The following is a 20472-nucleotide window of genomic DNA, read 5'->3' on the forward strand; positions in this document are numbered from 1 at the left end:
GATTCGGTGTACCCGAAAAAGCCGAACGCCCTTCCCGCTGAGGGAAAGGGCGTTCAAGAACGGCCGCTGAAACCGGTCGAGGCTCAGAGTTTGTTGGCAACAGCGGGTTCTCGCGAGGCAAGCAGGGGTCTTTGGAGCGGAGGCTCCGGAGTGAAACGGGCGAGCGCTGGGGAACTCAGTTGAAACTCCCCGTGGATTTCCTCGATCAGCACGAAGCCGGGGAAGCCCGGGCAGTGCCCGCTGCGCCACGGCTCGACGCCTTCGGGGCTACTGAGCTGGTAGGCGTCGCTGGAGATTTGGGCGTAGATGCGGCGCCGGACTCCGCGCTCGAGGTCCTTGGTTGATACCGAGCCCATGATGAGCTGGCGGAAGACCAGATTGCGCCACTCGACCTTGAACTCGCGATTTTTGCGGACGAAGTGGCTGACGGCCTTGCCGTCGCGGTCGATCCGGATGGAGCGCTCAAGGAGTTCCTTGGCCTTCTCCATCACGGCGGCTTCCTCGGAAGGGCGCAGAGGTTGGGATGCCTGAGGCTTCTGGGCCGTGCCCGCCAGGCCGGTCTGAATCGCCAAGGCGGCGAAAACGGGAATCAGGATGTGCTTCATCGCTGACCACCATGCCTGAGGTTTGGCTACCCGAATATTACGGGATCACGTATCAAATACGTAGATTCTCAGGCCTCGGCCGGGACCGAAGGAACTCCGGTGGCAGGGTCGGTTTCCGCGGCGTAGTCGACGCCTTCCAAACCGAAGCCGAACAGCCGCAGGAAGCTCGATTCGTAGCCATCGACATCGGCGAGCTCGAGCAGGTTGTCCGTGTTCACCTCGTTCCAGACCTTGTCGACCGCAGCTTGGACGTCGTCGGTCATTTCCCAGTCATCGATGCGAATCCGTCCGGCCTCGTCCGGCTGAGGGTCGGCAGCTCCGTAAAGCCGGTCGCGGAACAGGCGGTCCATCTGCTCGATCGTGTCCTCGTGCGTGCCCTTCGCCTTCATGACCTTGTAGAGGAGCGAAATGTAGAGTGGCACTACCGGGATGGCGGAGGAGGCTTGCGTGACGAGAGCCTTGTTGACCGAAACCCACGCCTTGCCACCGAGGCCGGCGAGCTTCTCGTCGAGCTTGCGCTGGGACTTCTCAAGGTCCTCCTTGGCGGCTCCGATGGTTCCGTTGGTGTAGATCGGCCACGTGACTTCCGGGCCGATGTATGAGTAGGCGACCGTCTTGACGCCCTCGGCGAGGACTCCGGCCTGCTGGAGTGCATCGATCCACATCTCCCAGTCCTCACCGCCCATCACCGCGATCGTCTGATCGATCTCGTCCTGGGTGGCCGGCTCGATGGTCACTTCGTCGACGACCTTGGTCGAGGTGTTGAGATTCTTGTTCGTATAGGTCTGGCCGATCGGTTTCAGCACCGACTTGAAAACCTCACCGCTCTTCGGGTGCTCGCGACGCGGCGAAGCCAGCGAGTAGATCACGCAGTCGACCTGTCCGAGGTCCGACTTGATTGCTTCGATCACCGTCTCCTTCATCGCATCCGAGAAGGCGTCGCCATTGAACGACCTTGCGTAGAGTCCGGCGGCGGCGGCTTCCTTCTCGAACGCCGCCGAGTTGTACCAGCCGGCGGTGCCGGTCCGTTTCTCCGAGCCTGGCTTTTCGAAAAACACCCCGATGGTCGAGGCACCGCATCCGAAGGCGGCGGCGATCCGCGAGGAAAGGCCGTAGCCGGTCGATGAGCCGATCACCAGCACCCGCTTCGGGCCACCCTCGATCGGGCCCCGGGATTTGACGACCGCGATCTGGTCGGCGACGTGCTTGGCGCAGCCGTCGGGGTGCGCGGTGGTGCAGATGAATCCTCGGATCTTGGGCTCAACGATCATGGTGGCGGGAAGCGTAGGGAGCCGATCCGCCGCAAGCAAGCGCGCGGCGATGCCTAGAATGCCCGTGTTCCGAGGCTTGCACCCACCCGACTCTCGGCCACACTCCCGCCCGCGTGAATCCCATTCCGATCGAACCGTCGTTCGAGGAATTCGCGGAGCTGGCCAAGCAGGGCAATGTCGTCCCGGTCTACACCCAGCTCGCCGCGGATTTCGAGACGCCCCTGTCCGCCTTCCTCAAGGTGCGGGACGGGCGGCATTCGTTCCTGCTTGAAAGTGCCGAGAGCACCGACAGCAGCGGGCGATGGTCAATTCTCGGCAGCGGGCCGCGGCGAATCATCGAGGCCCGGGGCCGGGAGATCACGATCCGCGAGGGCGCCGACGTTTCGACCGATGTGGTGGAAGATGACGTGCTGGCTGCCCTCGAGCGCCACATGGCTCCGTACAAGCCCGTGCTGCACGGCAACCTGCCGCCTTTCTGCGGCGGGCTGGTCGGCTATCTGGCCTACGATGCGGTGCGTCAGTTCGAAACCAGCATTCCGGAACCGCCGAACGATGAGCTCGGTGTGCCGGACGCGATGTTCGTCTTGGCCGACACGCTGATTGTATTCGATCAGAAACTTCATCGCGTTCAGGTCATCGCCAACGCGTTTCCCGGTGAATTCGAGTCGCCCGAGCACGCCTATGTCGCCGCCCGGGAGAAGGTCGCTGCCACGGTCGAGATGCTCAACCGGCCACTTCACGTGCCGGCGCTCAATGGTCTCGTCGAAGTCGAACCCGGCGATGCCAAGAGCAACACAACTCAGGCGGAGTTCGAGGACATGGTGTTGCGGGGCAAGGAGTACATTGCCGCCGGCGACGTGTTCCAGTTCGTCCCGAGCCAGCGGTTCGAGACGCCTTTCGGCCGTTCGGCGGTCGATCTCTACCGGGCACTCCGCCATGTGAATCCATCGCCCTACATGTTCATCCTGGAGATGGGTGACTTTGCGTTGGTCGGCAGCTCGCCCGAGGTCCACGTGCGATCGATCGACGGAAGAATCGACATCCGTCCGATCGCGGGCACCCGCTGGCGGGGCAAGACTCCCGAGGAGGACGACGCCTTGGCGGCAGACCTTCTGGACGACCCCAAGGAACGGGCCGAACACCTGATGCTGGTCGATCTCGCGCGGAACGACGTCGGGCGCATTGCCAAGCACGGCAGTGTGAAAGTCGACGACTTCATGATCGTCGAGCGTTACAGCCATGTGATGCACATCGTGTCGAACGTCACGGGGACGCTCGATGACGGACACAGCGCCTACGATGTGCTGCGGGCGACTTTCCCGGCGGGCACCGTTTCGGGTGCGCCCAAGATCCGGGCGATGCAGATCATCAACGAGCTGGAGAAGAGCAAGCGCTGCGCCTACGCGGGTGCGGTCGGCTACTTCGGTTTCGACGGGTCGCACGACTCCTGCATCACGCTGCGGACGTGCTTGCTGAAGGACGGCAATGCCTATGTCCAGGCGGGTGCCGGGGTGGTGGCCGACTCCGACCCCACCTACGAATACAACGAGACCGTCAACAAGGCGAAGGGCATGCTGCGCGCGATCGCTTTGGCCAAGACGCTGGAAGACTGACCGCCATGCTTCTGATCATCGATAACTACGATTCGTTCACCTACAACCTCGTCCAGTACTTCGGCGAGTTGGGTGCGGAGATGAAGGTCGTGAGGAATGACGCCATCGATCTGAACGGCATTCGCGAGCTCGGTCCGTCGCGCATTTGCATCTCCCCGGGACCCTGCACGCCGAACGAGGCCGGGATTTCCTGCGACCTGATCCGGGAGTTCGGTGCCAGCACTCCGATCCTCGGCGTCTGTCTCGGCCACCAGTCGATTGGCCAGGTCTACGGCGGTGATGTGGTGCGGGCCGACCGGCTGATGCACGGTAAGACCTCACCGATCTTCCACGATGGGGGAAGTGTGTTTGCCGGGCTCCCGAGTCCTTTCGAGGCGACGCGTTACCATTCGCTGATCGTGAAACGGGAAACGCTTCCGGATTGTCTCGAGATCACCGCGTGGACTGCCGAGGACGAGATCATGGGGCTTCGCCACAAGGAGCACCCCGTCCACGGAGTGCAGTTCCACCCGGAGTCGATCCTTACCGAGATGGGCAAGAAGCTGCTCGAGAACTTCCTGTCGTTCTGAGGGGCGCGGCTGAGGGCTGCCGTTTCCTCATCGCACGGGAAAGTGCTCGGCGATCGCGCGGCTGATGGCGGGAATGTGCTTGGCTTCGAACAAGGTGTCGTGGCGTCCCGGGACCGGAACGATTTCGAAGCCGCCAAGTGCGAGGTCAGCCCAGTGGTAGTCGGCGGGCAGTTCGTATTTGTCGCTGCCTTCCATCGCTTTGAACAAGGTGACTTTGCCCGGGAACGGCCTCGGCCGGTAGGCGATCATCGCCTGATAGTGGGCCTCGCGCACCTGAACCCGGCGGAGGTCGGAGTGGGCAGGGGCAGGGCCGACCGCGGCAGCGGCCAGCTCCCGCTTCACCCTGAAGTGGGTGCGGAGTCCGTCGACGGTCCGCTGACCGAGGGCGAACAGGCGCTTCGGCAGAGGTTCGTCTTCGCGCTGGTCCCAGAACGTGTGGATCCGCCTCCTCAGTGGCATCGCACGAAGCGGGAACGCCGGGTTGTGGGTGTCGAAAAGTCCGAGAAGTTCAACCTCCTCGCCTTCCTCGATCAAGCGGCAGGCCATTTCCCAAGCGACGACTCCGCCGAACGAATAGCCGGCGAGGGCATAGGGTCCATGAGGCTGCGCGATGCGGATCTTGCGAAGGTAGGCGTCCGCCGTTTCCTCAATCGTTCCGACGGCAACGGCCTCGTTGCGTCCGAGTTCGCGCGACTCGATTGCGGTGATGCCGACCTCTTCCGGCAAGTTGCCGAGCAGGGGGCGGTAGAACATCACCGCACCGTCTCCACCATGGATGCAGAACAAGGTGGGCGATCCTTTTCGCAGTTCGACGAAGACTCCCGGTGTCGCTTGGGGGTCGGGGTCGGTGCGGGCGCAGTCGATGGCGCGTGCCAGCGAGCGGACCGTCGGGTGCTGGACCAATGTCGCGAGTGGCAGGGTCACGCCGAAGTCGCGGTCGATGCGCGAGAAAAGCCGCAAACCTGTGAGCGAGTCGCCTCCGAGCTCGAAGAAGTTGGCATCCCGGCCGATCGAGGGCATCTCAAGCAACTCCATCCAGATCGTGGCCAGCTTGGATTCGTCGGGGCCTTCAGGCGGACTGCCCGAGGTTGACGGCGATGAAACCCGAAGCCCGTCGGTGGTGATCTTGCCATTGCGATCCAACGGCAGGGCGCTGAGGGCGGAGATGATCGGGGGACACATCCAGTCTGGAAGGGTCTTGGAGAGCGAGTCTCTCAACGCTCGGGCGTCGAAGGACTCCGGGTTCTCAGTAGCGATCCACGCTGCAAGAGATCCTTCGCGGGAGGCGACCCGCACCTGCTTCACCCCCGCGAATCTTGCGATGACCGCTTCCACTTCGGCAGGTTCGATCCGGTAACCCCGAACCTTGATCTGACGGTCGTCACGACCCTCGAAGTGAAGGATGCCTGACCCATCTTTTCTGCCGATATCGCCTGTTCGGTAGCAACGCTTGCCGTCTTCGATGAAGAAAGGTGCGCCGTCGTCCCTGCCGTGGTAGCCGAGCGAGACCGCATCACCGCCGATGACGATTTCGCCACGGGAGCCAAGGGGCAGGGGTTGTCCGTTTGCGTCGGCAATTTCGACCGTCGTATTCGCAACCGGAACGCCAATCGGAATGGCCCCATTCCGGCAGTCGTCTTCAGTGATCGGGTGGGTGGTCGCAAAGGTCGTGCACTCGGTCGGTCCGTAGCCATTGACGAGACGCAGCGAAGGGTGTGCTTCCAGCACGCGTGCGGCGTGGGTCGGCGATACCACATCGCCTCCGGTCAGCAACCGGCGCAACGGGGCGAGATCTCCGAGATGCTCATCGACCATCGTCTGGAACAGACCGGCGGTCAGCCACAGGGTGTTCACGCCCCGGTCGCGAATCGCATCGGCGATACCCTGCAGTCCGGTCCCCGGAGCGGGTATCACCACGGTCGCTCCGTTCAGCAAGGGGCTCCAGATCTCGAACAGCGACGCGTCGAATGAGGCCGGCGCGAAGTTGAGAAAGACGTCATCGATTTCCGTCGCGAGATCACCGGAGGCAAGCGCCAGCCGGACGATGGCCCGATGCGGAATGACGACACCTTTCGGAGTGCCGGTCGATCCCGAGGTGTAGAGCAGAAAGGCGGGGTCGGTGGCGAGGTGTCCGGGCGCCTTGAAATCGGATCCCGCGGGTGCCGGTGGAATGACCGGGATACCGAGTGCTTGTTCCAATGCGGCTTCGCCTGACACCACCGCAAACGCATTGGCGTCTTCAATGAGGGCCTTCAGTCGCTCTCCCGGGCTGGCCTGATCCAGCGGCATGACGGTTGCCCCGCACCGGAGGATGGCGAGGTAGGTAGTAATGCGTTCCGGACTTCGAGGGAGGTGAACGGCCACCGTTTTTCCGGGGCTGATGCCGCGCCGCTGGAGGTGCGCGGCGATCGACGTCGCCCTGCGGTCGAGGTCGGCGTAGGTGCTGTCCGCTGCCTCTCCTCGTAATGCGACTTTGTCCGCATGGGTCTTCGCGACCTCGGTGAACAAACCGTCGATGGTCGCATCACGGCGATAGGGGTGAGGAGACTCGGAAAAGTCCTTCTGTATCGCCCGCCGATCGTCCGAGAGAAGTGGCAGCTGGCTGATGGCCGTTCCCGGATTCTCCGTGATGGCTTCCAGCAGCCGAATGTAGGCATCCATCCAACCTTCGATGATCTTCCTGTCGTGGCGCTGGCGGTTGAAAAGCCATTCGAGGTGAAACTGTGAGCCGTCCCGGATGACCCAGGCACCGAGTTCGTTGGCCCAGTAGCGACGGGGATGGACGCGCACCTCTGCAGGCGAAGAGCCGCCGAGGCTGAGGTCGGGCGTTCGGGGTAACAGGCTGAAGGTGGTCGTGACGAAGGCCGGGAAGTCCCTGCAGCGTGGCAGATCGAACTGGCTCGCGAGTTCCGAAAGGCTGGTGTCGGCGTGGGCCATGACCGCATCGATTTCGGCGGTGACCGACTCGAGGAACTCGCCGGTCGACACGTCCGGGTTGACCTTGAGCCTGATGGGGAGCGTTCGGACACACTGTCCGACCAAGGAGGTGGCACCCATCGCGAGATGACCGGCTTGGGGAATCGCGGTCAGGAAGTCGGTCTGTCCGGTGATTCGGGAAAGCAGGATGGCCCACACGCCGAGCTGGTCGCCGAACAACGACCGACTCTCGGACTTGGAGACCTGTCGTAGCTTTCGCACCAGACCGGCGTCGAGGGGGCGACGGAGCGACTCGGCTGAGAAGCTGGCGGTCGGGAAGCCGGGGAGTGACGGCGGGAGATCGAGTGGCGCCGGCGGATTGCTGAGCCGGGATTGCCAGAATGCTCGGACTTCATCGGCGCGTTTACCCTGCCGGACCTGTTTCTCGTATTCGACGAACTCGCGGTAGGGCGCGGCTGGCGGGAGCTTCGGGTGCCGGCCTTCGGACAACGCCCGGTAGATTCGACCGAGCTCCCGGATCAGGATGCCAGACGACCAACCGTCGCAAACCGCGTGGTGGGTGACGGTTAGGAGCGTCGCCGAAGAAGGTCCGGTATGGATCAGGTGGATGCGGGCCGGAGGACCATTGGCGAGGTCGATCGGTTGGTCGGCAAGGCGGTCGACTGTTGTTTCAAGATCATCTCCCGGACTGAGTCGGATCTCCTCGATCCGGATGGTGGGGTCCGGGTGGACTTGCTGCTCGCCCGAGTGGATGTCCAGCGTGCTGCGCAGGATCGGGTGACGTCTGGAGAACTCGTCAAAGGCCGCGGTGAGTAGCACGACGTCGACGGGCTCCGGCAGTTCGATTCGAAGCGCTTCGTTAAAGGCGGTATCCGCGCCGTCACCGAACTCGCCGAGCAGCAGGATCTCGCGCTGCCCGGGCGCCAATGGGTATCGGTCCACGGCTCCGGGCGCCGCGGTTTCGGCGGCGGCTTCGGGATTCGGGACACGGGTTTTCATGGTTCCGGGGGGTGGAACGGGTCATGCGGAGGCAACCAGTCTGGCGAGGATGGAATCGAGGCGTTCGATGCTGTGGGCTTCCCGGAAGCCGGCGTAATCCGGCTCGAGAGCCGCGCCTTCCCAATCTTTGCCAACGAGCATTCGCTCGATGGCCTCGAGGGCCTGTTCGGGGTTGCCTTCCTCGATCGTCAGGCCGGTCCGATACTTCCTGACACGATGACCGATGCACTCGCCGTCGCTGGCGACCGAGGGGATCTCGAAGGCCGCGGCCTTGCTCAGCGTGCCGCTGCTGCCTTGGAATCCTTCGTAAGCGGCCCACGCGAGGTCGAAGCTGGCGAACAGGGCGTTGAACTCGGGTTCGGTCGGAATGCGGGGCGCGTCGGGGTCGAAGTGGACGTTGTCGAGTTTTCCCGAGCGGACTCTTTTCGCGAAGGATTCGACGAACGACCGGTCGTTTCCGAAATACTCGGCCTTCCGGAAAACGCCGGCGAAGACGAAGTACCACGGTAGCCGTAGTTCGTGGGCCGTGAGGGCGACCCGCATCATGGTGAGCGTGCCTTTCCGTTTTTCCAGTCCGATCAAGCCGATGACGCTTCGTCCGTCGGCCTTCGCCCGGCTGCTCCGGACCAACTCCGGTTCGGTTTCGGGCAAGAGTGTCTGGGTGACGTCGGGGTAGGGGGTCACCTCCTTGCCGGTGAAGTCTTCGATCGCTTCGTTGAAGCGCTCGTCGAGCACTCCGATGCCGCAGCAGAGCGGGGACCGGAAGATCGCGTCTCCCTTGGCGAACATCCGGGCCGAAGCATGGAGTGACGATCCATTTGGCTGGTGATGGTGGTTGCGCAGGTAGAGGCCGCTCCACGGGCGCCCGAGAGCGATGTCCGGAATTCCGGGAACCGGCAGGAATCGCAGGTAGGAATCGAGGTAGGGGAAGTAGACGAGGTCGGTGTGCCAACCGGTTTCGTGCTCGGCGGCGTCGATCCCGTCGCCCGCGCGGAGCCAGCGCTGGAAGGTACGCAGCGGGTCGCCTTCGAAGCGGCCCCACAGGAAACTTCGGGCGCCGGCGGGCATGTAGCGGAGATGGACATGCGACTGCCAGTCTTCGATTCCTTCGGACGCCTCGCCGATTTCGCGCAGTGCGGCATCCGGCTCCGGACACAGTCCGATGACCCGTGCGCCGGCCCGCAGGAACGACGCCGCGAACTGCCCGAAGTACATCGGGTGGTGGCCGACCCAGAGTGGATCGACGAGCGCGACGGTTTTGACGGGATCAGGCATGGAGATCACGGGAGTGGATCCAGGAGGCGCGGACGAAGAACGACTGGCTGAGTCCGGCCATGACTCCGAAGATCAGGCCGGCCAGGCGCTCGTCGAATGGATTGGAAGTCAGGGTTTCGCTCAGCAGGCAGAATGCCGCGACACAGGGAAGGAACGAAAGCCATTGGTCGGGCCCCGGATCGGTCGCATTGGCGCGCGCGGCGCGGACGCTTGCAAACATGACCGCCACGATGATGCCGATATGGGCGAGCAGGGCGGGAATTCCTCCGGAAAAGAGCGAGTAGGTCCACACCGAATGGCCGGCGAACCAGACCTCGGTCTGGGCGATCAGTTCTTCCTTCGGGTAGACCAGCGAGACCTCCTGGTAATAGGTCGGATCCCAATAGTAGGAGGCACCGATGCCGTGGCCGTAGGCGTAGTGGATCGGGTCCTCGTTGAGGATCTTGAAGATCGACGAAGCCTCCGCCTCACGGGTGAGCCATGAGATGTCGGTCGGCAGGTTGCGGTCGGCGGCATGGTGGAAGAGCCGTTCTTCCCAGCGCTCGAGCAATCGCGGGTGAGCGAGCGCCGCGATCCCGATCGCCAGTAGCGCAAGCCCGGTGACCGCCGCGGCGGGTGCGATCCGGCGCGGGAGCTCCGACATGCGGTAGATGCCCCACTTTGCTCCGAGGAAGTAGCAGCCGAAGGTCGCCACCGCGGATGCCATGATCGGGAAGAGCAGCGAGCGGGTGACCGTGACGAGAATTCCGCCGAACATCACTCCGGCCGCGAGGAACAGGGTCCAGTGGAGCCGGCGGCGGAGCAGCAGCGAGCAACCGATGAAGGCCGCGATCCAGTTATTGGCCGAGCTCTGGATCTCGACCCGGGCCGTATCGAGCGTGATGTCCTTGAACAGGAATCCCTGGGTGATCCGCCAAACGACATTGATGCAGGCCGCGACGAGCACCGGGGCGACGATGCGCGACGGACGGATGCCCATGCAGCCGGCGATGTGCGCGTTCATCATTCCGGCGAAACAAAGGCACAGGGGAAGGATGATCCGCAGTGACCGGCCGGCGGGGACTCCCTGCAGGAAGGCATTGACCAGCATGTAGGCGAGGAAACCACCCCAGAAGACGAGTAGCCACGAGCCCGGCCGGACGAAGAGGTAACGCCAGCCGAGAAAGAAGATGGCCGCGGTCGAAGCAAGGCAGCCCGCGACGAAAAGCAGCTGGTCGATGCCGGTTCCGGCGCCGCCGGCGCGGGCGAAGTCGGCACGGTAGTCCAGGGAGAAGGAAAGCAGGAACGCCCACAACAGGCGCTCGACCCATCGCGCATGCTGCGCGGTGGGCACGGACACCGGATCGTGTGCGTCGTCGAGGATCATGCCAGCTTGTGGAGGAGGTCAGCGAGTTCGCGGCCGCGGTCGGGCCAGCGAAACGCATCGCGGCATTCGTCGAGAGCTTCCTTCGCGGCCCGGTTGAGGAATCCTAGATCGTCGATTTTCTCGGTGACCCGACGGGCCAGGCTGTCGACCGAATCGGCGGCGAGGCAGTCGGATTCGGCCGTGAGGGGCAATCCGCTGAGAGCCGCTTCAATCGATGCCAACGGCAGCCCGCGGAAAATGTAGTCGAGCGCCTTCAGTTTGAACCCGCCTCCGAGGGCTTCGGGGATCAGGCCGATCCGGACGTTCTTCAGGTAGGGCTCCATCGATGGCACATTGGCTTCGAATGTCGCCCACGGAAAGCGTGCGGAGAGGCTGGCAAAGTAGTCCGGGTCGGCCTTGCCAACGACGTGAAACTCGATTTTGGCGGTTTGGAAGGGCTCGCTGGCGGCACGTAGGAACGCCTCGAGGTTCCGGCGCTTGGCGAGCCACTCGAAGGTCCCTGCAAGAACGACCCGGCGGGGCGTTTCGGCGGTGAGCTCCGGGGGGGCATCCGGGGCAGGGTGGTCGTAGCCGGGTGAAAGTACTTGGTAGTGCTTTTGTGGGAACTCTTTCCGATAAGCGTCGGCGTCACGGGGTGTGATGGCCGAGATGCCGGCGGCGGCGTTGCAGAGGCGGCACTCGAGCCGGGCGTAGTTTGAAGCATCCCGACGGAGCGCCAGCCGGAACGGTAGCGAGCCTTCATTGGAGGCTGCCACTTCGGTCCGGACGATGGCCTCGTGATTGTGCGAAACGTAGAGCAGCGGAATGCCGTCCGGCAATTCGTCGAGTGCCCAGGCGTTTGCGGCCTGATCGATGACAACTCTGTCGAATTGACGGTCTGAGGGCAGCTTTTGGAGTGCATCCCTCATCGACCGGTTGCCGAGTCGGTAGGCGTCGCTTGGAAAACTGGAGAGAAGACTCAGCGGTGACTTTGGCGGGACGGGACCGGGGAACACCCACTCGACGCCGGGCAAAGCCTCGTTGGCCGCCCCTCCCTGGTGAGCAAGCACGGTGATCTCTGTCGTGCCGGTGTCCGCCAGAGCGCGGAGCAGGCCAAGGGAGTAGATCAGGTCACCGCTGTCGGCCGGACGCGGATCCTGACGGGTGATCCACAGGGTTCGCATCAGCCCGCGAGGATACGCTCGAAAACGTCCGCCTTGTCTTCGATCGGGAAGGTTTGCTCCGCGTAGCGCCGGGCGTTGGCGGCCAGGCTTTCACGCAGGGCCGACGAACCACGGAGGTTGCCCGCGGCGGCCAGAAATCCGTCGAGATCGCCCGGTGCCACCGTCAGTCCGGCTCCGTTGTCGAGAGTGATCCTCGCTGCGAGGTTGGCGGGGGGCACCGCCAGCAGCAGCGGCCGCTCCGCACACAGGTAGCTCAGGGTCTTGGACGGCACGGAGAAGGTTCCGGCTTCCTCCTCGAGCAGTCCCACCAGCACATCGCCCGTCGCCAGGACGGATGGCAGTTCGGCGAACGGCTGGTAAGGAAGCACCATGAGATTATCGAGGCCGGCCTTGGCCGACTCCGCCTTCAGCCACTCGGCACCGATGCCTTCGGAAACCACCACCACCCGGGTCTCCGGATCGTCGCGGTGGCGGCGGGCCAGCTCCAGCAGCATGGCGGGGTTGTGCTTCATGCCGATCGTGCCTGAGTAGAGGAAGACAAAGCGGTTGTGGAGGCCGTGTCGGAGTGCCCACTCGTTCGACTTCTCGCGGGCAGGAAGCTCCTCGATCACCGCCCAATTGGGCACGACCTCGACACGCTGCGGGTCGACATCGAATTCCTCCGAGAGGATCGGTGTGAAGTCCTCGGTGATGGTGATGATCCGCTCGCTGTTGCGGAACTGGCGGGCATCGAGATGACGGTACCACTTTCCGACGAGCGAGCCCGCGACCGGGATTTTCCTCTTCAAAAGGCGGTCGACGGCGAGACTGTAGAAGTCCTGAACCCAGTAGTAGAATCGGCCACCGGCCTCGTTGGTGGCCCGGGCGATCGGGTCCTGGGTTTCGGTCGGCGTGTTGCCGGATAGGACCGCGTCCGGTTGCCACTCGCGGATGAAATCGGCGGCCGCCTTGCCGTAGCGGACCTCCATGTTGCGGCGGCGCACGAAGGAGTATTTGTAGCGAGGATAGTTCGGATCCATCGGGATCTCACGGAACTCGAGCGTGGCGGGGTCCCCATCGCGGTGGCGGAGATCGCCTCGGGGCGTCTGCAAGGTGCTGGCAAAGGCGTGAACCACCTGGTGTCCGCGGGCTGCAAGAGCGCGGCTCAACGACGTGGGGAACGCATGGCCCGCGTAATCGTGGACGACGATTTTCATGGCTGGGGGGTGGGGGTGAACGGACGGCGGAAAAGCATTCCGCTTGCCGAATATCTTAGGAATCCGGATCGATCCGGTCAACGGCACGACGGCACGTGATCGCGTAGGCGGTAGTGTGGAATCGGCGAGTCCACACTGCTACAAGGGTATCTTAGGGGGTGAACTGAAGCCCGCGGGCCGCTCGATGTTTCCGCTGCTGCCAAAAGACCAGCGAAGTGAGCCAGACGGTCAGGTAAACGAGGGTGAGAAACCAGTGTGAGAAGTAGATTTCCCGAGTTTCCCAGAATAGATCGGTCTCACGCCGGATTCCCACGGTAGTGATTGGGCCGCTCCGGGGATTGAAGTCCCAGTCAGTAACGGGGGTGTTCACGACTAGCCATTCTCCTGCGCTGTCCCTCGAGTGACTCACGAACGAAAAGACGCCCCGGACCTGTCGGATGCCGACATACTCAAATCCTACAGGAAACCCGTTAATTGTGGCGGGGCTCACCGGGATTCCAAGTTCCCTTCGCACTCGAAACGAGTCCAGCCACCCCCAGAAGAGCAAAGCCACCGGAAGGAGCCCCAACCAGAAGAGCCGGCTGCGGTACCACGGGCGGAACATGGTGAAGGCTGCGCGGCTTATTTGGCCTTCGAATCCCGGATCTGGACCGACTTGTCCCGCTTCTTCACTTCGAACAGATCGACGGCGTGAAGCAGGTCGCTCAGCTTCGCGAAGCCGTAGTTGCGGGGATCGAAGTCGGAGTGCGCGGCTTGGACCTGCGAGCCGACGGGACCGAGGCTCGCCCAGCCGTCCTCATCGGAAAGGTCTGCGATCGCTTTTCGGAGCGCCTTGATGAGCCCGGAGTTGCCCTTGAAGCGCTTGATGCCTTCATCTCCTTCGGGGCTGGGCTTTGCAGCGGTGGGGGCCTTCGACTTTGCCGCCTTGCCAGACGGCACGTTGGCGATCAGTGCATCGACGTAAACAAAGCGGTCGCAGCTTTTGACGAATGGCGAGGGGGTCTTGCGCTCGCCGAAACCGTAGACCATTACGCCGTTTTCGCGGATCCGCGAGGCAAGACGCGTGAAGTCGCTGTCGCTGGTGACCAGACAGAAGCCATCGAATCGTCCGGTGTAGAGCAGGTCCATGGCGTCGATGATCATCGCGCTGTCCGTGGCGTTCTTGCCCTTGGTATTGGCGAATTGCTGGATCGGCTGGATGGCATGCTCGGGAAGCACCTTCTTCCAGCCCTTGAGCTGGTCGGTGGTCCAGTCGCCATAGACGCGCTTGACGCTGGCAGTCCCGTACTTCGCGGCTTCGTCGAGGAGCGCGTCAATCGCTGCCGGACGCGAATTGTCGGCATCAATCAGGACGGCGAGGTTGGCGGTGGAGTCGGGCATGGCAGGGATTCGAACTCACCCGAGCAGCAGGAGGCAAGGGCAGTGTAGCACGCTTCGCAGACCGGCCGGTCACCAAACCAGATGCCGGTCAGTTTGCCGCAGCGGAAGCAGGGGGTTTAGTCAGATGGGCTCACGGGGTGGGAAACGGCGCCCGAACCTTGGGTCAGCTGTCGACGAGTGCGAATTTCAGGTTGGCTTCCGAAGCGACCTCGCCATTGACGAGGCAGCGGCAGGTCGTCTGGCCGATCGAGCCACGAGCCTTGGTCATTTCGGCTTGGATGTAGAGCGTGTCGCCCGGCAGCACGGGACGGCGCCATTTGACGCTGTCGGCGCTCATGAAGTAGCCGATTTTGCCGGCATTCTCCGGCTTCCGCAGCATGAGGATGGACGAAACCTGGGCCATCGCCTCGAGCTGAAGCACTCCGGGCATGATCGGATGACCCGGGAAGTGGCCGGGGAAGAAGGGTTCGTTGACGGTGACGTTCTTGACGCCGGTGCACTTGTTGTCGCCTTCGAAATCGACGATTCGGTCGACCAGCAGGAAGGGATAGCGGTGCGGGAGGATCTTGAGGACGTCGTTGATGTCGAGAACGGCCTCGCCCCGTGGAATCTCGAAGGGGGCTGCCAGCGCCCGCATGCGGGAGTACTCGTCCTTGAGCTTGGCGGCCATCTTGGTGTTCGGTCCGTGGCCCGGTTTCACGGCGATGACGTGCCCGAGAATCCGCTTTCCGCAAAGCATCAGGTCGCCGATCAGGTCGAGAGCCTTGTGCCGGGCGAATTCGTTGTCGAAGCGAACCGCTTCCTTCGACATCACCTGATCTCCACGGACGACCACCGCGTTCTCCAGAGAGCCGCCCTTGATCAGGCCCTTGTCGAGCAGCGGCTTGACGTCTTCGTAGTAAACAAAGGTCCGGGCCCGCGCGATTTCGGCCTCATAGATCTCCGGTGTGACCTCGGTGGAGAAATACTGGGCGAAGCGCCCACCGGGTCCGACGTTCGTCACCGATACCCGGAAGGTCTTGCTCGGAACGATCGTGATCAGCGATCCGTCGCCCGTTTCCATATGGATCGGCTCGCGGATCTCCCAGGTCTTGCGTGGCGCTTCCTGAGGAGCGATGCCCGCTTTCTTGATCAGTTCGACAAAAGGCTGTGAGGACCCGTCGCCGATCGGAGGCTCGTTGGCGTCCATCTCAATGATGGCGTTGTCGACCCCCAAGCCGGTGAGTGCCGAAATCACGTGCTCGACCGTGTGGACCTTCACCGAACCCTCCGCGAGAGTTGTCGCCCGCTCTACGGTTTGGACCTTGTCGACGTCGGCGTCGATGAACGGCTGATCGGGGATGTCGACCCGCCGGAACTTGAATCCATGGTCCTCGGGAGCGGGTTTCAGGGTAAGTGTGACCTTTTCCCCGGTGTGGAGGGAGGTGCCTTCAAGGCTGGCGGGTCCGGCAAGGGTCTGTTGCGCGTCGGCAGGCATGCGCGGAGCCTAGGGTCACGATGTTCGGGCTGAGAAGTTCCAAGTGCGGAATGGATCGAAGGGAAATTCGAACTTGGAGGCCCGCCATCCGGAGGCGGAGAGTCATCGCCGTGAGAGCCGAGTGCAGCTTCGGGGTGCTGGACGAGTGCGACGACTGGATCGTGGTCGACAAGCCTGCCCCTTTGGCGGTTCATCCGGCGAATGGCCGGACGGACGAGCCGACGCTCCTCGGGGGGCTGCAGGCGCTGCTGGCCTGCGATCTCGCGGACGGCTCCAAACTCTCGATTCTGACGAGGCTCGACCGGGAAACGAGCGGGTTGGTTCTGGTGGCGAAGAACCGGGACGCCGCAAGGCACTTCAGTCGGCAGTTTGAGGCACGGAGGGTGCTTAAGCAGTATTTGGCCTTGGTCCACGGATGGCCGGATCTGGACCGGTGGCGGGAAGAAGGGCCGATTCTGAGGGCCGGCGAGGTCGAGGAAAGTGCGGTTTGGCTCCGCCAAAAGGTCGATCCTTCGGGGCGGCCGTGCTCTACGGTGTTTGAGGTTGAGGGACGTGTGGCGATCGACGGCCGCCACTTTGCGATGGTCCGGTGCTTCCCGAAAACCGGGAGAACGCATCAGATCCGTGTGCATCTGGAGGCTGCAGGGCACCCGATCGTCGGCGACAAGATATACGGCACGGACGGCAGGCCCTACCTTGAGCAGATTGGCCCCGGTCTTTCTAAGGAATCGGTCGAGTTGCTCATGCTTCCCCGCCACGCCCTCCATGCGTCGCGTTTGAGTGTCGAGTGGAACGGCGATGATCTCGTCTGGGACTCGCCACTTCCGCCCGATTTGGCTCGGTTCATCGATACCGGATCGCTAATCCAAGGGCATGGCGAATCTGCGGGAAATTGAGGCGTTTCTGAACGAGCAACTGAGGATCGCTGAGATCCCGGATTACTCCGGGGCGGTCAATGGCCTGCAACTTGATGGTGCGGGGGACGTTCGCAAGGTCATCGCCGCGGTCGATGCTTCGCTACCGGTCGTCGAGAAGGCCGTGGCGGCGGGCGGTGACCTTTTGATCGTCCATCATGGGATGTTCTGGCAGGGCACGCAGCCGCTGGTCGGACCGTTCTTCCGCAAAATCAAGTGTGCGATGGATGCTGGAATGGCGATCTACTCGGCTCACCTCCCCCTGGATGTCCATCCCGAGTGGGGAAACAACGCCTGCCTGGTCCGCGATCTGGGGATTGAGCCGACCGGCACATTCTTGGGCTCGAAGGGAGTGGACATCGGAATTGTCGGGACGGTGGACACGACCCGGGAAGCTCTGGCCCGAAAGTTGGAAGCGGTCGTGGGGGGTGCGGTGCACGTTTGTCCGGGTGGCAGCGAAGCCGTCCGTCGTATCGGTATTTGCTCCGGTGGTGCGGGTTCCGAAGTCGGGGAGGCCGCAAAGTGCGGAGTGGATACGTTCATCACGGGCGAAGGCCCGCACTGGAGCTACCCCCTCGCCGAAGAGTTGGGGATCAATCTGTTCTACGGCGGGCATTACGCGACGGAGACCTTCGGAGTAAGGGCTCTCTCGGAAGTGCTCCGGAGCAGATTTGGGGTCGCTGCCGAGTTCATTGATCACCCGACCGGGTTGTAGGACGGTGTCGAGGATCGACTGCTCGTTTTTCGAAAGGGACCCGGCGACGTGTGCCCGGGAACTGATCGGCGCCACTTTCCAATGGGACGAGAGCTCAGGAAGGATCGTCGAAACAGAGGCATACTTCTCCGAGGATGACCCTGCCTGTCACACGTTTTTCCGCCCAAGCGCTCGTCGGTTTGTTGAGGAAAAGGCACCGGGAACCGCCTACGTGTATCTAAACTACGGGGTTCATTGGTTGTTCAACGTGCTGGTGAAAGGGCCGGATGGGGCCGGATTCGTGCTGTTTCGGGCGCTTGAGCCCCTTCGCGGAGTGGATCACATGGAGCAACGCAGGGGGCAGATGCCCAGGACACAGTTGTGCGCTGGGCCTGGGTGCCTCACGCGCGCACTCGGAATCGATGGCGGCGCTCACGGCGCAAACTTCTTGGGCTCGGAGCGACGCCTAATCTCTCTCGCTCCCGCAAAAACTGTTGTCACGGGTTCCAGAATCGGGATTTCACGGGGTCTGGAGCTCCAGTGGCGCTTCGGGGAGCGAGGACATCCCTGCCTCAGCCGAAAATTCGGTCAATAACGGCGGAAAAGCGACAAATTGGAGCGGGTGAGGGGAATCGAACCCCCGTATCGAGCTTGGGAAGCTCGCGTTCTACCATTGAACTACACCCGCAGCCGCCCGCTGGCTAGTTGGCCTGCGCTCACAAGGCAACCGAAATTCTCGCGCAAAAGCCGCTCTCAATCGCTTGTGAATTAGGGAAAAAAGCCTTGCCGGGGCTGTCACCGGGTTGTTAGTAATCGTCAACGAACGCGCGGGTATAGCTTAGTGGTAAAGCTCTAGCCTTCCAAGCTAGCTATGCGGGTTCGATTCCCGCTACCCGCTCCAAAGCCCCTCGCGATCCCCAGTTTTTCAGAGTGTCATGAAGAAAGTCCCCTTTATCGCCATCGTGGCGACCGCTGCATCCTTCGGTGGATCCAGTGCGTTCGCCGAGGATTGCTCGAAGCTCGCCGTATCCGTCCGCCACGCCGTAGAGGCCAAGCAGGATATGGTGCTTGAGATTGTAGAGAAGCAGGTTGCCGCTCATGAGGGCTGCGCTTGTGAGGTCGTGAAAGCCGCCATTGAGGGAACCAAGGCTGATGCATCGCTTGTCGCATCGATCGTCGAAACGGCGGTGTCCGTCGCGCCCGAGCACATGAGGCTCATTTCCCAGTGTGCGGTGGCGGTCGCTCCAGACTCTCTCTCCGAAGTTCAAGCGGTCCTTATCCGTCTCGACCCCGGCAAGGGAGAAGTGACTTACACCGACGCGAAGAGCGCTAAGAATCCGAAGGCTCCGATCGATGTGAAGCCAGCTTGGAATCCTCTCGACTTCCCAGGTGAGGGAATCGGTCCCAATCCAGGCGGTCCTGGCGGCTTCCCTGAATTCCCGTGGGTTCCGCCCGTGAGACCGTTCGACCCGGATGCGGGTCCGGGGCCGGCTACGCCGACCGACTTCAATCCGCCTCCCATCTTCATGAATAACAGCGTGCTGCGCTGAGTTTGGCGCGCCGGAAACCCAGATTGGTTCTGCCCCGACCTTTTTCGATCCTTCTCCTCCCAAGATCACCTATGAAACGCAAGCTCCTCACCCTCCTTGCTGCCGCAGCGACAACCTCCGCGCTTCACGCGCAGGAGGGTCTGTACTATTTGGGCTCCGAAGCTCAAGAGAGTCTCCCGCTGAAGTGGATGGTTGGCGTCAATGCCACCTACGACGACAATGTCAGCCCGACCGCCGTTGGTATCGGCGCAAACGAGTCCGCCTTCAGTCTCAATCCCTACGTCGGCCTCTCGTTCGTCAACATGACCCCGCAGTCGACGCTCGATGTGTATGCCCGCCTCGGTGCCATCTACTACATTGATGGTCCTTCTGCCCCGGGAACCGACGATTTGTATCCTCAGATCCGTGCCGGAGTGAACTGGACCCGTCGCTTCACGGAGCGTTTGCGTTTTAGCAGCCGTAATTTCGTGGCATACGAGCTTGAGCCCGACTACGCTTATGGTTTCGCAACTTCCCGTCAGGTAGATGCCTACATCTTCTGGGGCACCGATAATGCGATTGGTTATCGGTGGACGGAGCGCTTGGCCACCTACACTGGCTTCGCTCTGGAAGGTGTCGACTACGACAGCAATGTCACGAGTGCGGACCGGTTTACTTGGGAGCTCTACCATCAGTTCCGCTACCAACTTACCCCGCAGTCTGTCCTGACCTTCGATTATCGCTACGCGGATACGAGTGCAGGCGGCCTTGCGAGTGACTCAAGTTCGCACTACTTGTTGCTTGGTCTAGAGCACCGATTCAGCCCGAACACGATTTTGGTGGCCAAGGCCGGGGCGCAGATCAAGCGGTCCGATGCAATCGGCGGGTCGGATGGAACCAGCCCATTTGTTGAACTTGCAATGCGCTCCCAAGTCAACGAGCAGTTCTCGATCCGAGCCTTTGTCCGCTACAGTTCTGAGGTTTATGATACAGTCCGGGTGGTGACAGTTCCAGGCGCGAGCGGTCTCTATGATTTCGACGACCGCCAGACTCTTCGGGTTGGAATCAAGGCTTCTTACGACCTTTCCCCCAAGGTGAGCATTTTTGGCGGAGTCGACTACATCCCGTCTGCCTTTGATGACGGGCGATTGACCTTCGTGAACTTCGGTGCCCCTGCCCCAGTCGCTTCCGGAATCGATGAAGACCTCCTGAATCTATACATTGGGCTCACGGTCCGCTTCACCGAGCGGCTTTACGGTTCGTTGTCCTACAACTACACGGACAACAGTTCCGACTTCGCTGGTTACTCCTACGATCGCAACAGGATTAACTTCGGCCTCCACGCCGAGTTCTGATCTCAGGTCTGGATCCCCGCAGTGGTCTAATATCGCTCCAAAGACTCAAGCTTACCTAAGCTTTCCTAAAGACCTCCCGCAGTGGCTCTCCATTGCGGGAGGTTTTCGTTTGAATACCCACCAACTCCA

At 62.4% G+C, this 20472-nt stretch carries 16 protein-coding genes and 2 tRNA genes; 8 read left to right on the plus strand and 10 right to left on the minus strand.

Annotation, left to right across the window (positions count from 1 at the left end):
- Window positions 1–83: 83 nt before the first annotated feature.
- Both HAHE_RS13930 and fabV read right to left on the minus strand, forming a co-directional pair.
- Complete coding sequence (locus HAHE_RS13930) at window positions 84–605, minus strand: hypothetical protein (RefSeq protein WP_338685255.1); 522 nt, start codon at window positions 603–605, stop codon at window positions 84–86.
- Between the two features lie 68 nt (window positions 606–673).
- Window positions 674–1876, minus strand: a complete 1203-nt coding sequence (gene fabV, locus HAHE_RS13935) for an enoyl-ACP reductase FabV (RefSeq protein ID WP_338685257.1) — start codon at window positions 1874–1876, stop codon at window positions 674–676.
- 113 nt (window positions 1877–1989) lie between these two features.
- Here fabV and trpE point away from each other — a divergent pair, with 113 nt between their 5' ends.
- Together trpE and HAHE_RS13945 are read left to right on the plus strand one after the other, a co-directional pair.
- The gene (gene trpE, locus HAHE_RS13940; RefSeq protein WP_338685259.1) at window positions 1990–3489 is read left to right on the plus strand and encodes an anthranilate synthase component I; all 1500 of its coding nucleotides are present in this window, start codon (window positions 1990–1992) and stop codon (window positions 3487–3489) included.
- A gap of 5 nt (window positions 3490–3494) precedes the next feature.
- A complete protein-coding gene (locus HAHE_RS13945) occupies window positions 3495–4058 on the plus strand; it encodes an aminodeoxychorismate/anthranilate synthase component II (protein WP_338685261.1) in 564 nt (187 codons plus the stop codon).
- Window positions 4059–4085: 27 nt separating this feature from the next.
- Here the strand turns inward: HAHE_RS13945 and HAHE_RS13950 are convergent, their stop codons facing one another.
- The 7 genes from HAHE_RS13950 to HAHE_RS13980 form a co-directional block, all read right to left on the minus strand.
- Complete coding sequence (locus HAHE_RS13950) at window positions 4086–7994, minus strand: amino acid adenylation domain-containing protein (RefSeq protein ID WP_338685263.1); 3909 nt, start codon at window positions 7992–7994, stop codon at window positions 4086–4088.
- 21 nt (window positions 7995–8015) lie between these two features.
- The gene (locus tag HAHE_RS13955) at window positions 8016–9269 is read right to left on the minus strand and encodes a glycosyltransferase (RefSeq protein WP_338685265.1); all 1254 of its coding nucleotides are present in this window, start codon (window positions 9267–9269) and stop codon (window positions 8016–8018) included.
- Entirely contained in the window at window positions 9262–10635 is a 1374-nt protein-coding gene (locus HAHE_RS13960; RefSeq protein ID WP_338685267.1) for a hypothetical protein, read from the minus strand. The genes HAHE_RS13955 and HAHE_RS13960 overlap by 8 nt, the downstream gene beginning before the upstream one ends.
- Entirely contained in the window at window positions 10632–11798 is a 1167-nt protein-coding gene (locus HAHE_RS13965; RefSeq protein ID WP_338685269.1) for a glycosyltransferase, read from the minus strand. Before HAHE_RS13965 ends, HAHE_RS13960 begins: the two co-directional genes overlap by 4 nt.
- Window positions 11798–12994, minus strand: coding sequence for a glycosyltransferase family 4 protein (locus tag HAHE_RS13970; protein WP_338685271.1), 1197 nt, complete (start codon window positions 12992–12994; stop codon window positions 11798–11800). Before HAHE_RS13970 ends, HAHE_RS13965 begins: the two co-directional genes overlap by 1 nt.
- A 621-nt stretch (window positions 12995–13615) precedes the next feature.
- Complete coding sequence (locus tag HAHE_RS13975) at window positions 13616–14374, minus strand: NYN domain-containing protein (protein ID WP_338685272.1); 759 nt, start codon at window positions 14372–14374, stop codon at window positions 13616–13618.
- A gap of 163 nt (window positions 14375–14537) precedes the next feature.
- Entirely contained in the window at window positions 14538–15851 is a 1314-nt protein-coding gene (locus HAHE_RS13980; protein ID WP_338685274.1) for a bifunctional UDP-3-O-[3-hydroxymyristoyl] N-acetylglucosamine deacetylase/3-hydroxyacyl-ACP dehydratase, read from the minus strand.
- A gap of 110 nt (window positions 15852–15961) precedes the next feature.
- On the opposite strand from HAHE_RS13980, the gene HAHE_RS13985 reads away from it, so the two are divergent.
- Genes HAHE_RS13985 through HAHE_RS21685 form a run of 3 tightly spaced genes read left to right on the plus strand, consistent with a single transcriptional unit; the run spans window position 15962 to window position 18054 of the window.
- The gene (locus HAHE_RS13985; RefSeq protein WP_338685276.1) at window positions 15962–16747 is read left to right on the plus strand and encodes an RNA pseudouridine synthase; all 786 of its coding nucleotides are present in this window, start codon (window positions 15962–15964) and stop codon (window positions 16745–16747) included.
- Complete coding sequence (locus HAHE_RS13990) at window positions 16725–17480, plus strand: Nif3-like dinuclear metal center hexameric protein (protein WP_338685277.1); 756 nt, start codon at window positions 16725–16727, stop codon at window positions 17478–17480. Before HAHE_RS13985 ends, HAHE_RS13990 begins: the two co-directional genes overlap by 23 nt.
- Window positions 17481–17484: 4 nt before the next feature.
- Complete coding sequence (locus tag HAHE_RS21685; protein WP_343218187.1) at window positions 17485–18054, plus strand: DNA-3-methyladenine glycosylase; 570 nt, start codon at window positions 17485–17487, stop codon at window positions 18052–18054.
- Between the two features lie 19 nt (window positions 18055–18073).
- Here the strand turns inward: HAHE_RS21685 and HAHE_RS13995 are convergent.
- Window positions 18074–18147: transfer RNA gene (locus HAHE_RS13995), tRNA-Gly, on the minus strand.
- A 139-nt stretch (window positions 18148–18286) separates the two neighbouring features.
- Between HAHE_RS13995 and HAHE_RS14000 the strand changes: the two genes are divergently transcribed.
- The 3 genes from HAHE_RS14000 (at window position 18287) to HAHE_RS14010 (ending at window position 20343) form a co-directional block, all read left to right on the plus strand.
- Window positions 18287–18360, plus strand: a tRNA-Gly gene (locus HAHE_RS14000).
- A gap of 34 nt (window positions 18361–18394) precedes the next feature.
- Entirely contained in the window at window positions 18395–19009 is a 615-nt protein-coding gene (locus HAHE_RS14005; RefSeq protein ID WP_338685280.1) for a hypothetical protein, read from the plus strand.
- Between the two features lie 71 nt (window positions 19010–19080).
- A complete protein-coding gene (locus HAHE_RS14010) occupies window positions 19081–20343 on the plus strand; it encodes an outer membrane beta-barrel protein (RefSeq protein ID WP_338685282.1) in 1263 nt (420 codons plus the stop codon).
- Window positions 20344–20472: the final 129 nt, after the last annotated feature.

Origin of the sequence: Haloferula helveola, assembly GCF_037076345.1 — a bacterium.
Classification (GTDB): domain Bacteria; phylum Verrucomicrobiota; class Verrucomicrobiia; order Verrucomicrobiales; family Akkermansiaceae; genus Haloferula; species Haloferula helveola.